Origin of the sequence: Burkholderia ubonensis (assembly GCF_001718695.1) — a bacterium.
GTDB classification, from domain to species: domain Bacteria; phylum Pseudomonadota; class Gammaproteobacteria; order Burkholderiales; family Burkholderiaceae; genus Burkholderia; species Burkholderia ubonensis_B.
The window spans coordinates 841,896-854,461 of record NZ_CP013421.1; the positions used below are offsets into that span (position 1 = coordinate 841,896).

Annotated in this window: 11 protein-coding genes and 1 pseudogene; 3 read left to right on the top strand and 9 right to left on the bottom strand. The window is 60.4% G+C overall.

The window, feature by feature from the left end; all coding sequences use genetic code 11:
* Positions 1–520: 520 nt before the first annotated feature.
* Together WJ35_RS18530 and WJ35_RS18535 are read right to left on the bottom strand one after the other, a co-directional pair.
* Entirely contained in the window at positions 521–841 is a 321-nt protein-coding gene (locus WJ35_RS18530; RefSeq protein WP_011879712.1) for a type II toxin-antitoxin system PemK/MazF family toxin, read from the bottom strand.
* A complete protein-coding gene (locus WJ35_RS18535) occupies positions 835–1,083 on the bottom strand; it encodes an AbrB/MazE/SpoVT family DNA-binding domain-containing protein (protein ID WP_045579168.1) in 249 nt (82 codons plus the stop codon). Before WJ35_RS18535 ends, WJ35_RS18530 begins: the two co-directional genes overlap by 7 nt.
* Before the next feature lie 207 nt (positions 1,084–1,290).
* Here WJ35_RS18535 and WJ35_RS18545 point away from each other — a divergent pair.
* Positions 1,291–2,480, top strand: a protein-coding gene (locus WJ35_RS18545; RefSeq protein WP_155744937.1) for an IS3 family transposase whose coding sequence is annotated in 2 segments (ribosomal slippage) — positions 1,291–1,600 and positions 1,600–2,480 — 1,191 coding nt in all. Because the reading frame shifts where the segments join, the coding sequence is not laid out codon by codon here.
* Positions 2,481–2,627: 147 nt separating this feature from the next.
* Here WJ35_RS18545 and WJ35_RS18550 read toward each other — a convergent pair.
* The 5 genes and pseudogenes from WJ35_RS18550 to WJ35_RS30480 all read right to left on the bottom strand — a co-directional run bounded on the left by WJ35_RS18550 (position 2,628) and on the right by WJ35_RS30480 (position 5,330).
* Positions 2,628–3,737, bottom strand: coding sequence for an ArsO family NAD(P)H-dependent flavin-containing monooxygenase (locus WJ35_RS18550; protein ID WP_011879708.1), 1,110 nt, complete (start codon positions 3,735–3,737; stop codon positions 2,628–2,630).
* Between the two features lie 37 nt (positions 3,738–3,774).
* Positions 3,775–4,167 carry a DUF2703 domain-containing protein gene (locus tag WJ35_RS18555; protein WP_011879707.1) on the bottom strand — a complete coding sequence of 131 codons (393 nt, stop codon included), beginning with the start codon at positions 4,165–4,167 and terminating at the stop codon, positions 3,775–3,777.
* A 20-nt stretch (positions 4,168–4,187) separates the two neighbouring features.
* Positions 4,188–4,520: an ArsA-related P-loop ATPase gene (locus WJ35_RS18560; protein ID WP_230459693.1), complete on the bottom strand. Its 333-nt coding sequence runs from the start codon at positions 4,518–4,520 to the stop codon at positions 4,188–4,190.
* A gap of 222 nt (positions 4,521–4,742) precedes the next feature.
* Positions 4,743–4,886 (bottom strand): annotated as a pseudogene (locus tag WJ35_RS32275) (helix-turn-helix domain-containing protein); the annotation flags it as partial.
* Positions 4,887–5,330, bottom strand: coding sequence for a hypothetical protein (locus tag WJ35_RS30480; protein ID WP_043292565.1), 444 nt, complete (start codon positions 5,328–5,330; stop codon positions 4,887–4,889). It lies immediately after the preceding pseudogene.
* A gap of 230 nt (positions 5,331–5,560) precedes the next feature.
* On the opposite strand from WJ35_RS30480, the gene WJ35_RS18565 reads away from it, so the two are divergent.
* Positions 5,561–6,553 (top strand): IS5 family transposase, encoded by a 993-nt coding sequence (locus WJ35_RS18565; RefSeq protein ID WP_060232752.1) that lies wholly within the window; start codon positions 5,561–5,563, stop codon positions 6,551–6,553.
* A 339-nt stretch (positions 6,554–6,892) separates the two neighbouring features.
* Here WJ35_RS18565 and WJ35_RS18570 read toward each other — a convergent pair whose 3' ends face one another.
* Together WJ35_RS18570 and WJ35_RS18575 are read right to left on the bottom strand one after the other, a co-directional pair.
* Positions 6,893–8,590 (bottom strand): methyl-accepting chemotaxis protein, encoded by a 1,698-nt coding sequence (locus WJ35_RS18570; RefSeq protein WP_069239649.1) that lies wholly within the window; start codon positions 8,588–8,590, stop codon positions 6,893–6,895.
* A 211-nt stretch (positions 8,591–8,801) separates the two neighbouring features.
* On the bottom strand, positions 8,802–9,992 hold the full coding sequence (locus WJ35_RS18575) for an EAL and HDOD domain-containing protein (protein ID WP_069239650.1): 1,191 nt from the start codon (positions 9,990–9,992) through the stop codon (positions 8,802–8,804).
* Positions 9,993–10,992: 1,000 nt separating this feature from the next.
* On the opposite strand from WJ35_RS18575, the gene WJ35_RS18580 reads away from it, so the two are divergent.
* On the top strand, positions 10,993–12,489 hold the full coding sequence (locus tag WJ35_RS18580; RefSeq protein WP_230459694.1) for a diguanylate cyclase: 1,497 nt from the start codon (positions 10,993–10,995) through the stop codon (positions 12,487–12,489).
* The last annotated feature ends 77 nt before the right edge of the window (positions 12,490–12,566 follow it).

A 12,566-nucleotide genomic window follows, 5' to 3' on the forward strand; every position in this document is an offset into this window, starting at 1 on the left:
CCCGTATTGCCCGCGCATCGAGCGCGAGCGTTTTCGTCACGATGTTTTCCGATTTTCCTTGGTGTCGGCCGGGCCGACACTTACCCTTGCTGTCTAGTCGGCTCTATCCAATGCCGCGCACGAGCTAATTCACCAACGTTTGATCGCACGTAGGTTCGAAGGCTCCCGACTGGATCGGCATCGTCCCACGCCGAAAGCTCTTGTCGAAATGGCAATCTGTCATCGCTATCGACGCTCGGCCTCCAAAGCTTAGGCTGCGCTCCCGAGTGAGCCTCTGTTACTTCGATTTTCGCCACAGCGTATCCCGGCCCAAGATGCACAACGATGGACTTCAATCGTCCCGACACCGCCAAGATTTGAGCCAGGACTAGATCGAGTTGGTAACCGGCCAACTCGGAAATCGGCACGAGCTTCGAATTTTCGATCGGCGACCCGCCTGCAATGGCTTCCCAATGTAGCGGATGTGATACCGCTACGTGGTAATCCATATTGCTACTCTTGTCGGTCATATATGCCTCTTTTATTCCGCAAAGACTTCCTGCAAGGTCCGCAGGGTATCCAACAACGTTTTATCGGCAACTGCACCCTCTTTCTTAACCAAGCGCACCTTGTCCACTGCGCGAATCTGATCCAGAAGGATCAAACCATGTTTGCGCTTGAACGTAACCGGAATCCGAAACGGCACTGGACGCCCCTTGGAAGTCATCGGCGCGACGATGACAGTGCGCAAGTGGTCGTGCATTTCGGGAGGTGAAACGACCACACAGGGGCGCGTCTTTTGAATCTCGCTACCAAGCGTCGGATCGAGTGCGACCAACCAGACTTCCCCGCGCATCACCATGCAAGCTCCGCGTCATCGGCGTTCGAAAACTCGCCCATAACCAGCGCATCGTCGCCGCTCTCGGCCAGAGCCTTGCTTGCTTCCGCCCACCCCTCACGGGCTTTGTGCTTCGGGCGGCGCAGAACAATCGCGTCGTTCTCGACCTCCATTTCCACTTCGCTCTCCAGCCCGAGTTGCGCAAGGACGGGCTTCGGAATCAGCACGCCCTGCGAGTTACCCATTCTGCGAATCGTCGTCTTCATGACATACCCCTAAAGTAATAACAATGTTACACCGTGCGTTCGCAGCAGTCAACACAATGTTATTACAGTGGGCGTACGTTGCCCCGTCCGCCACACAGCGCCGCGATGGCGTGTGGAGCGGCCCCACGTATCAGAGGACACGAGGACTCTCTTAAAATAAGGGATAGTCTTGTGCCTATCAGTAAGCCTAGTCATTACGTGGAAAGCATCGAAATTCTGACCGAGCCGGAGCGCCGTCGTCGGCGCACGGCGCAAGAAAAAATCGCCATCGTGCAGGAAACATTGGAGCCGGGAGCGTCGGTGTCGGCCGTTGCACGTCGGCACGGCGTCAACGCCAACCAAGTGTTCGGCTGGCGCAAGCAATACCAGGAAGGCAGTCTGGCGGCGGTGAAGGCAGGCGAAACCGTTGTGCCGGCATCTGAGCTGGCCGCCGCCATCAAGGAACTGCAACGGCTACTCGGGAAGAAGACGCTGGAGGTCGAAATCCTGAAAGAAGCCGTGGAATGGGGCCGTTCATAAAACCTGATTGCGCGCTCGCCCTTGCTGCCGGGGGACGACCGATGAAGACGGTCTGCGAAGTTCTCGGCGTGGCGCGCTCTGCCGTGGCGGTGAAGCGAGTTCGCTCGTCCGACTGGCGCGATGGTCGCCGTGCCCGCGTGACCAACGATGCCGGGCTGGTCGAGGAGATTCAGGCCCATGTGGCGCACCTTCCCACCTACGGCTACCGCCGTGTCTGGGCGCTGCTGCGCCGCAGTCGGGAGCAGAGCGGTGCGCCGTGCATCAACGTCAAGCGCGTGTATCGGGTCATGCGGGAGCATCAGTTGCTACTGCGCCGCCCCGGCGTGCGGCAAGACAAGCGGCGGCATGACGGTCGCGTTGCCGTGGACCGCAGCAACACCCGCTGGTGCTCCGATGGCTTCGAGTTCCGGTGCGACGATGGTACGCCGCTGCGCGTGACGTTTGCGCTGGACTGCTGCGACCGCGAGGCGATTAGCTGGGCAGCAACGACCGGCGGGCATAGCGGTGATGTGGTGCGCGACGTGATGCTGGCCGCCGTCGAACAGCGCTTCGGCACCACGCAGGCCGCGCAGTCCATCGAATGGCTGACGGACAACGGCTCGGCCTACATCGACCACCGCACGCGCAGCTTCGCTCGCGAACTGGGTCTTGAGCCGCTGACCACACCGGTCCGTTCGCCGCAGAGCAATGGCATGGCGGAATCGTTCGTGAAGACCATGAAGCACAATTACGTCGCCTATATGGACAAGCCCGACGCACCAACGGCGCTCTCGCGTCTGGCTATCGCGTTCGAACACTACAATGAGCGCCACCCGCACAAAGCCCTGAAATACCGCTCGCCTCGCGAGTTCAGGCGTAATGCGGTGTCATCAACCTAACGGTGTCCGTGTGTCCTCAGTTACAGGGGCAACTCCAGCGAGGCCGTTGACGCGCACGTTGCAGAACTGGTTTGTCGTGGCGTCGATCAAGCGTTTATGGACGAGTATTTCGCGTCCCTGAACGCGTTGTTGCCAGTACACCTGCGGTCAACGGACGCCTCCTCCTGACACGGGGCGAGGTGCTGAGGCGTCTTGCTCGTGAGTCGAACGCAGGTATTCCGCAATTTCTCGAGCCGTGTCACGTGCACTGCGCATCACACCAATGAGCGTGGCCGAAGCAGCACCGCACCATTCGCCATAGCCGACCAGCCACAAGCGCGGCTCGTCTTTGGCGCGCGTTCCATCCGTCCTCACCAGCCCATCAGCGTCGCGGATCTGCAGTGCATCGAGATGGCCAAGCGAGGGACGGAAACCAGTGCACCAGATCACGGCGTCGACGTGGGAGCGTGAACCATCTGCCCATACGACTCCGTCTGCATCGAAGTGCGAGAACGGCCGCACAGTGTGCAGCACGCCTCGCGTACGTGCGTCTCGTACCGGTGGCACCATGACGACATCGCCCAAGCCGCCCACCGGAACCCCCGTCGCCTGACCGTCACGGAGTGCTTTCCATTTGGCGGTCGCGCGTTCGAACAGGATCCGGCCGTCGACATCATCGGGCAGAAACACCGGCTCGTGCAATGTCACCCATGTGGCGCTGCACACCGTCGATACCTCCGCCAGGATTTGCGCACCGGAGTTGCCGCCGCCGACGACCAGCACGGCAAGTCCGCTTAAATCGTCCGGATTGCGATACTGCGCCGAATGAATCTGGCGACCGCGAAACATTTCGCGTCCGGGATAGTCCGGGATATAGGGGGCGCTCCAGGTGCCGGTCGCGCTCACGACTGCTTGGGCCAGCCACTCACCGCGATCCGTGGTGACAAGCAAACCCTCGCTGGTGCGAGAAACGGCTTCGACATGAACGGGGCGCTGAACCGGGAGGTGGTAACGACGCTCGTAATTCGCCAGATAGTCGACGACGTGGTTGCGCGACGGGTACGTGCTATGCGAGATCGGCATCTGCCAGCCCGGAAGTGAACTCCATTCCGCTGGCGAGAACAGGTGCAGGGACTCCCACGTATGTCGCCAAGCGCCGCCGGGTGCGCTCTGGTCATCTAGCACGACGTAGTCGATCCCCGCGCGGCGCAGGAAGTATGCGGTGGCGAGTCCGGCTTGACCGCCACCGATCACCACGACGTCAACGTACATTCGCATGTGTTTCCTTCCTATTTTCTAGCTCGGATCCTGCGTGCTACCGTGGGCATTGAGCATCAATGCCGCAATCAGCCCCGCCCTTCACTAGCAGCGCTTCCGGGATCACCTCGTAGCTCGCGCCTTCGACCTCCACAGTGCGGCATTCCGCATCGCCGCAGACTGCGCAGCAACGGCTACTGCCGACTGTGCCGTTCAGCCATGCTTCCATCGGCTTTCCGGCGATCCAGATACGATTGGACTCCGCAGGGTTGGTCTTGAAGGCCGCTTCGTCGATCTCACGCGTTTCCAGGACGGGTTCGATGCCGACCGGCGCCAGGATCTCGCGGAGTTGTCGGGTTGCCCAGTTCACTTCGTCGCCGGTGCCGGCGCAACGCGGGCAGGTCTTGCCGCTGGTGACGAGTCGTTGCCACAGAATCGGAAGCGCTTTCATCGCGTTGCTCCTTCGGGATGCTACGTGATTACCCGTTCCAGGTCGGCTGCCCCGACCGGGGCCTCGGCGAGCCACGGGATCAGCGCGGTTCGCGGCGCCAGGTTGTCCGCTACTCGGCGCACGAACGGCACCTCGTACGTACCGCGCTGACATAGCAGTGGATCGGCCGTGCCACCGGCCAGCAGCGACTGGTTGATGACCCACGCGTACGGCGCAATACCTGCGCGCGCACGGTCGGCGCTCAGGCGTTCCGCTTCGTGAACCGGGGTGGCTTCCGGCAGCGTGACAATCAGGATTCGGGTGTAGTCCGGATCCCGCAAGCGGGGCAGCAACTGACGAAACGGCTCCGGCATGTCGCCCTGCGTGCGCATCACTCGCGGTGATAGGCCTCGGCCGCATCGAGCAGCAGAATGGTGTGGCCGGCCGCGTCACGCGCTTCTTGCCCGCACTTTCCGCTTCCGCAAAGATCATTTGCCGTTTCATCGTCGTGGACTCGTTCCGTGAACTTTGTTCTACAACGTCCTCGGCTGCGTCAGCGATGACCACCGAGGCGGAGAAATCAGTGTTTCCCTATGACTTGGGTAGCCAACGTCCAATGCGACCTGGGTCACAGGGTGCCCTCCACTCAAACGCTCGATGGCTGTGAGCAGGCAGACCTGCTGGCGCCACTCGGCAAAGCTCACTCCGGTCTGCGCACGGAAAAGCCGGGTATCCGTGCGTCAGGTCTCGCAGACAATGGCCGAAAGCATCATTGGTATGACTTGCTGAACGACTGCCGTGCTGCCTGCTTGCCGTAATTGTGCTTCGACAGACTCGCTCGAACCGAACACCACCGCGCCATAGATGGGACTCGAAGAAGTCTTACCATTCCCGTGTCTGAAGGTCGGGTCGCCAGGTTGGTATCCGAATACTGCGCGAACGCGTAGGCCATATACAGTTAGATTCGTCCCGTGCGTGGGGCGAAACGCATTGACTGAGTTCGCCTCGACGCGAATCGGGGTGGGGTCGATCAAATGACTATTGATGAGATTGGCGATAAACGTGTGCGCATTGGATTTGCAGGCAAACTGCTCATCAATCGTGCTCGCGAACCCTGACGTCGGGAAAACTCCGGCGCTCAGTACGACGGCCGAAATCAAGTGGATGAGAAGGGAGTTTTTCATGGCGTCAACGGGAAAAACATTCGGCTTGATACCGGAACTTCGCAACGCGTATAAATTACCACATACGTTGATGAAATAATGCCGCGTTCTTCGCTGTATTGCATTTCGTTTCTTGAAAAAATCCGAACTGGCGGGTCACCCAAGGAAACACTGATTTATCCGGCTCGGTGGTCATCGCTGACGCAGCCAAGGACGTTGTAGAAGATAGTTCACGGAACGGGCCCACGACGATGAAACGGCAAATGAGCTTTGCGGAAGCGGAAAGTGCGGGTAAGAAGCGCGTGACCCGGCGCCAGCGTTTCTTGGACGAGATGGAGAAGCTCGTGCCGTGGTCGCGATTGCTGACGGCAATCGAGCCGTACTACCCGAAAGGCACGCGCGGCCGCCCGCCGATCGGTCTGGAGCGGATGCTTCGAATCTACTTCCTGCAGCAGTGGTACAGCCTGTCGGACGAAGGGCTAGAGGATGCGCTGTACGACAGCATTGCGATGCGGGCGTTTGCCGGGATTGATCTGGCCGTCGAGAACGTGCCGGATGCGACCACGCTGCTGAAGTTCCGGCGCTTGCTTCTCGAGCATGACCTGACGCGCAAGCTGTTCGACGAGATTGGCATCTCGCTGTGCGAACGCGGGCTGATGATGAAGGAAGGCACGCTGGTCGATGCGACGATCATCGAAGCGCCGCCGTCGACCAAGAACGCCGAGAAGCGTCGCGATCCGGACATGCATCAAACGAAGAAAGGCAACGAGTGGCACTTCGGCATGAAGGCGCACATCGGCGTCGATGCCGATTCGGGGCTGGTTCACAGCGTGGTCGGCACGTCCGCCAACGTGTCGGATGTTTCGCAAGCACACGCGCTGTTGCACGGTCACGAGCAAGAAGCGTTCGGCGATGCGGGCTACATCGGCGTAGACAAGCGCGATGAGATGAAAAGCAAGTCGGTGAAGTGGCGTGTGGCGGCCAAGCGAGGAAAGCTCAAGGCGATGCAGGACGGTGCGCAGAAGGATCTGATGATCGCGCTCGAGCGAACCAAGGCGCAAATCCGCGCGCGGGTCGAGCATCCGTTTCATGTCGTCAAGAACCTGTTTGGTCATCGCAAGGTGCGCTACAAGGGGCTGCTCAAGAACACGGCGCAGCTGTTCAGTCTGTTCGCCTTGGCGAATCTGGTGATCGCGCGAAACCGGCTGCGCTCGCTTCATGGGAGAAGTCCGTCATGCGTGTGAGAAATGCGAGAAATAAGGCGCATCCTCGGGGCAAACTGCTCCGAATGGGCGGCGCTTCGCTTCGGTATCCGGCCATTCCCCGCCCACATCGCCGACCACCTCGCGCGATCGCCTATTAATCAGTGTTTCCCTAAACGGTGCGTGAATGTAGTTAAGACTCCGGCCGTTCTATCTTTTCAAACCGTCGAAGCCAATCTGCCATTAATCCCATGCCGAAGCAAGCCGATTTATTTCTCGATGCATCAGGGATTGGTTCACATCGACCGGTTCAACGGAAACCACGATTGGCAGGCGCATGCGCCCCCCAACCGTCCATCAAAGATCTCGACGCGTCACAAACTAGAATGACTGCCAGCTCGCAGCGCTTTCATTGGCAACGACTGCGGCCTCGGTTTTGCGTTGAACCGTCTTTCGCACAGCCGGCTTCGGGCGCGGCTGGACCTCTGCCGCGCGCTCCGTTGGGCTGGCCGCGACCGCCATCCCGTCCGGCAGGCGGAAGATCGAAACCAGTTCGCGCAACGCGTTCGACTGTGATGCCATCGACTGCGCCGCAGCGGATGCCTCCTCCACGAGCGCGGCGTTCTGTTGCGTGACCTCGTCCATCTGCATGACCGCCTGGTTGACCTGCTCGATGCCGGTATGCTGCTCGACCGACGCCGACGCAATTTCGCCCATGAGGTCGGTGACGCGCTTTACCGCGACGACGACCTCGTTCATCGTGGCGCCGGCGTTGTCGACGAGAGACGTGCCGGCCTCCACTTTGGCCACCGACTGACTGATCAGCTCCTTGATCTCCTTGGCCGCCGAAGCGCTTCGCTGCGCAAGCGCGCGCACTTCGCTCGCCACCACGGCGAAGCCGCGACCTTGCTCGCCGGCCCGGGCTGCCTCAACGGCCGCGTTCAGTGCGAGGATGTTCGTCTGGAAGGCGATGCCCTCGATGACGGCGATAATTTCAGCGACCTTTGCCGAGCTGTCGGAAATGTCGTGCATCGTGTCGACGACCTTCGCCACCACCTGCCCGCCTCGGACCGCGACCTCAGAAGCATTGCCGGCAAGCGTGTTCCCCTGCCGCGCGTTTTCCGTGTTCTGTTTGACCGTCGCCGTCAACTGCTCCATGCTGGCCGCAGTTTCCTCGAGCGAGGCCGCCTGCTCCTCGGTACGCTGGCTGAGATCGGTGTTGCCGGCAGCAATCTGCGCCGAGCCCGACGCGATGCTTTCGCTGCTCGAGCGCACGCGACTCACCACGTCCAGCAGCCGCGCATTCATATTCCTCATCGCGAGCAGAAGCTGACTCGTCTCGTCGCGACCGGATACTTCGATATTGGACGTCAGATCGCCGCGCGCGACCGTCTCCGCGATGCCGACTGCGCGACCGAGCGGTGTGACGATGGAACGGGTAATCAACCATGCGACAGCGACCGACAGCAGCAGCGCCGTGCCGCACAACACACCGGTCAACAGGAGCGTCGAGTGATAGTTGGTTGCCGCTTCGGCCGTCGCGACGCCAGCGCCCGCGCGATTCAACTTTACTTCTTGCTCGATCAGATCTAGCGCCTGCGCGAACAACGTTGCAGCCTCACCCGTTGCGAGCGATCTGGCCGCAGCCAATCCGGCATCGCCCGCTTCCGACAGCGTCAGAAGTTTAGCGTCGGATGCCAGGAATGCGTCCCAGGCCCTACTCAGATTGTCGAAACGTTGCCGCTCCTCAGGCGAAGACACGCGCTTCTCATAGCTGGCCATCGCAGCTTTCATGGATGCCAGCGCGGCATCGTGCTGACTACGCTGGCTATTCTTCGCCGAAGCCTCACTTTCCAGCACGGACCGGAGGGTAGCCCGCCGGACGCCGTTGGCGAGCGCCCTGATTTCACCCAATGTCTGAACGCTGACGAGCCAGTTGTCGGCGATCTCGCGGGTGCCCTCATAAATTCGCGATGCCTGCAACATGGCGAGTCCGCCCGTCACCATCAGCAGCAGCAACGTAATGCCAAAACCCACTCTGAGGCGAGTTCCAATGCGCAGGTTAACTAAGTACTTCATAAGCCATTCTCCATTTGACGTTCCATATAACGACTTAGTCTCATCAAGCCGACCGGCGATCGAGCGCAAAATCGACGCATCCGATCGCCATCGAAATCACTGCAGTTGCGCCCGGTATTCCGGGTCGCTTGGCGACTTCCTTCGGCCGGCGAGGGGTCCGCGAGACGCATTCGGCCTTCGCAGACGTGCCAGGCAAAGGAAGCGCCATCGGCTATCTCTGTCCTTGCCCCTCCGATGTGGAATTCCGTCCGCGCTCGAATATCTCGGCAGCGCCGAGCAGCTCTCCGAGCTTGCCGGACCGCCCGGTAAGGGCCGCTTTCATACCGAGCTCGAGCGGCAGTTCCTCTGCGAACTCATCCTGTTGCCGGCCGTAGACGACATGCAATAGCGAAAGCATGCCGGTCAGGTACGCGGTCTGTGCGAAGGCCGTCTCGTTCGGGGACTCGAAGAGCGCGACGTCCAGCATGAAGGAAGCACGTTGTCTGGCTAGCGCGATCAGCGGATCTCGACAGACCGTCTCCGGATCGGGATGGTTGTAGAGCAGCAGGCTGCACCACTGGAATAGCCGTGTAGTGCCGATCGCAGCGAGTGCGTGATGCAGCGAAGCGATGGCCGTGCGCTTCGGGTTCACGTTGCCGGAGCAGTTGGCGAGGCGCAGAACCTGCGCCACCAGCACGGGCATGTCGGATAGCGCGTGAATGACGCGATGATCGTCAGCGTCTTCGATCAGCAGGTTGAGCAGATTCAACAACTGTCCCAGATCAGGTACCAGACGGCGTGCTTCCATCACCTGTGGTCTGCTGAAGTAAAAGCCCTGAACCATGTCGCAGCCGCTGCCAATTGCAGCATGCCACTGTTCGTGGCTATCGATCTTCTCGGCAACCACGATCTTGCCGGCGCGTTTCAAATCGCCCACCATCGCGCGCGCGCTCGGCGCGTCGAATGCCGGCCACTCGAGCTTGACGATGTCGACTGCCGGCAGAAACGCGACGATGTCGGGCGTGAGCTTCGCGACATCGTCGAGCGCCACGCGAAAGCCGGCTGCGCGCAATGCATTGCAGCGCTTTTTCAGCGACTCGTCGAGTTCACACGATTCGAGGACTTCGAGCACGAATCGCGGACCGGTCAAGATCTGCGGCACATCGGAGTGCAGGAAATGCGACGTGCAATTCAGGTATCCGTCGAGGCCCGCGAGCACCGTATCGAGGCCCAACGCACCCACGGTACGCTCGACGACATGTGCGGTGCTGCCGAAGCCGTCGACGACATCGGCGGTGGCCGTGTGGCCGTTCCTGAACAGCAGTTCGTAGGCGACGGTCCGGCCGTCCCGGTCGACGATAGGCTGGCGTGCGACGAACGTCGATGCGCCCTGATTGAGTACCCGTTGCCAAGCCTCCATCATTCCCTGATTCCCCGTTTTTTTGTCTCTTGTTGCTGTCGCTAGATGCGCTGCGCGGTTCCTACAACGTAACCGAGCCGATGGCCGGTTCGAAGCGTTACGGCACGCACCACATGTACGAAATATTTTGGACCGCCGCCAGTTGCCGGGCATCCAGGCACAAGCCGTCCGTGCTCCTCGAGCGACTTACTCGCGCAGACGAAAGGAGGCGATCGTCGCCGCTTCCGTCAACTGCATAAGACGACCGCCGAAGCGCCGCCCTTACGGTTTCTTTGGGCGTATCGCGCGCCGGCGTCCCTCCATCCTCCACATCGGCCCGATTCCCGTCCCCATCGCATCAGATGCCGACAGCCATGGACGTCATGCTCTTCTTCCGCGCGACTACTATGTCGGCAAATTGCAAGTTAACTGTAATTTATGCGTTTGCCAACGGGGAGATTTTTCGCAACATGAGGGAGTATTTCGGCTGACTTGCGCTGCTGCGGACGCATCGCTATGCGAGCGGGCCGGGCGAGCTGATCCAAGCTGCGAGCCCGCTTCGAGCGGCGGCGCGATATTCATACTGCGTGGCTCACGCTTGCCGTCATCATCATTTGCGCCCGCTTCGCGAATGCCTCGTGTAAGCGGATATTAATTTGATTAACGAAGCTCACTATGCCGACCGCGACAATGCACCTTTGCTAGAAACAGAAGGAATCCCGCTCTGCCCGCAAAAGCCACCGCCACCGCGCGATCGATCACCAGCGACACGACGTCTGCGGCACGGTCAAAGGCCCGTCCTGCGCGGCACAGAAACAACGAGTCTGGTTACATCACCCAATCACGCGCGTCAATTAATATTCGACCATACATTTGACTCGAATCAATCTTGGTGCAGCTTTTGCTATGATGCGGCGCGGGCTCTGAAATATGCGCCCGTTTCCACTCCGCCTGGCAGATCAAAAAGAAATCGATGTCCCGAAATTTGAAGTTCGCAACCCGCAGCTTACGGGCGGCGGCGTCCATGGTTCTGACGCCCATTGGGGTTATCGGTTGCGCGGGGCTGCTGTGGCTGTGCACATGCGTGTTCTTTGCCGCGATGCTGCTCGCGGCTCGCGAAGACGCCTACGACAGCGAAGTGAGACACGCACGCCAACTGGGGACCGCGCTTGAGCGCGACATTCTGCGAAGCATCGAGCTTTACGAGCTGTCGCTGAGCGCCGCGGCACAGGGCGCCACAAATCCGCGCGTCATGTCGTTGCCCGTCGATCTTCGAAACCCGGTGCTCTTCGACCGAGCCGCCACGGCAAAATACCTTGGCCCGATTTCAGTGCTGGATACCAATGGGAAACTTCTGGTGAATTCCAGCAGCGCCCCGGCGAATAGAGTGGACTGGTCCGAATTGCCGCTTTTTCGGATCCACAAGGAAAAAATCGATTCCGGCTTGTATATCAGCTTGCCGTATCCGTCCGAATTTCCTCCGCATGAGAAAGTCATCGCACTGAGCCGCCGTATTAACGGACCGAACGGATCGTTGACTGGTGTCGTCGTCGGGCGATTGAGCATCGATTATTTCAATCATTTGTTTGACGGACTCTCGGTAGGACGTGACGAGACCATCTTCGTCATGACAACCAATGGCACGCTGATCACGCGCCTTCCATATAACCGTGACGTCGTCGGAAAGAATCTTCAGGGTTCCGCAGTTCTTTCCGGCCTGTTGCGCCGCTCGTCCGACGCTGTCTCCGGAATCTCGCGCATCGACGGCGTGCATCGACTGTATGTCTACAGGCGCCTCCCCGGATTGCCTTTCGTCATTGCAGTAGGCCCCGCCTGGGAGGTCGTATTCGCCGGCTGGCGCACCCGCGCCGAATGGCTTACCGGATTCATGGCGCTGTTCTCTGTCGTCATCTGGGCGGGCGCACTGTTGCTGGCTCGCGAGCTTCGCCGACGCCAGCGCGCCGAATGCGACCTACAGCGACTGGCACGTCGAGATGCGCTGACCGGGCTCGAGAACCGCGGGGCGTTCGACGAAATGTTGAGTCAGGAATGGGCGAACACACTGCGCACGGGAAGGCATCTGTCACTGCTCTTTATCGACATCGACCGATTCAAGTCCTACAACGATCATTACGGCCACCAATCCGGCGATCAGGCGTTGAAGGCTGTCGCTCATTGCATATCCGCATGCGTTTCCCGCCCGTCCGATCATGTGGCACGTTACGGCGGCGAGGAGTTTGTCGTGATTCTCCCGGAGACCGACGTCGAGGGCGCCGCTGCGGTCGCGGAGAAGATTCGCCAGGCGATCCATGACATGCATGTCGCCCATGTGAAAAGTGGCTTCGGCTACGTCACGGCCAGCATTGGTGTCTCGTCGTCTGCCCATCCTGCCGTCCACGACGGAGACGCGCTGATTCGCGTGGCGGACCTGGCGGTGTACGAAGCCAAATCCCGGGGTAGAAATCGCGTCTGCATCGCAGGGGAAGCGATTGCGTCGGCACCCGAGGCGGCATTGAACTGACTGTTCCTCACTGAAGCACCCGCTGTCGCGTCAGCAGTACCCCATCCCGGCAACATCCGGCGTTCGAGCTTCGTGGC

Excerpts from the sequence above, each read along its gene's own strand:
- WJ35_RS18530 (WP_011879712.1), bottom strand. The coding sequence starts at position 841 with ATGGTGATGCGCGGGGAAGTCTGGTTGGTCGCACTCGATCCGACGCTT.
- WJ35_RS18535 (WP_045579168.1), bottom strand. The coding sequence starts at position 1,083 with ATGAAGACGACGATTCGCAGAATGGGTAACTCGCAGGGCGTGCTGATT.
- WJ35_RS18550 (WP_011879708.1), bottom strand. The coding sequence starts at position 3,737 with ATGCGAATGTACGTTGACGTCGTGGTGATCGGTGGCGGTCAAGCCGGA.
- WJ35_RS18555 (WP_011879707.1), bottom strand. The coding sequence starts at position 4,167 with ATGAAAGCGCTTCCGATTCTGTGGCAACGACTCGTCACCAGCGGCAAG.
- WJ35_RS18560 (WP_230459693.1), bottom strand. The coding sequence starts at position 4,520 with ATGCCGGAGCCGTTTCGTCAGTTGCTGCCCCGCTTGCGGGATCCGGAC.
- WJ35_RS30480 (WP_043292565.1), bottom strand. The coding sequence starts at position 5,330 with ATGAAAAACTCCCTTCTCATCCACTTGATTTCGGCCGTCGTACTGAGC.
- WJ35_RS18565 (WP_060232752.1), top strand. The coding sequence starts at position 5,561 with ATGAAACGGCAAATGAGCTTTGCGGAAGCGGAAAGTGCGGGTAAGAAG.
- WJ35_RS18570 (WP_069239649.1), bottom strand. The coding sequence starts at position 8,590 with ATGAAGTACTTAGTTAACCTGCGCATTGGAACTCGCCTCAGAGTGGGT.
- WJ35_RS18575 (WP_069239650.1), bottom strand. The coding sequence starts at position 9,992 with ATGATGGAGGCTTGGCAACGGGTACTCAATCAGGGCGCATCGACGTTC.
- WJ35_RS18580 (WP_230459694.1), top strand. The coding sequence starts at position 10,993 with ATGGTTCTGACGCCCATTGGGGTTATCGGTTGCGCGGGGCTGCTGTGG.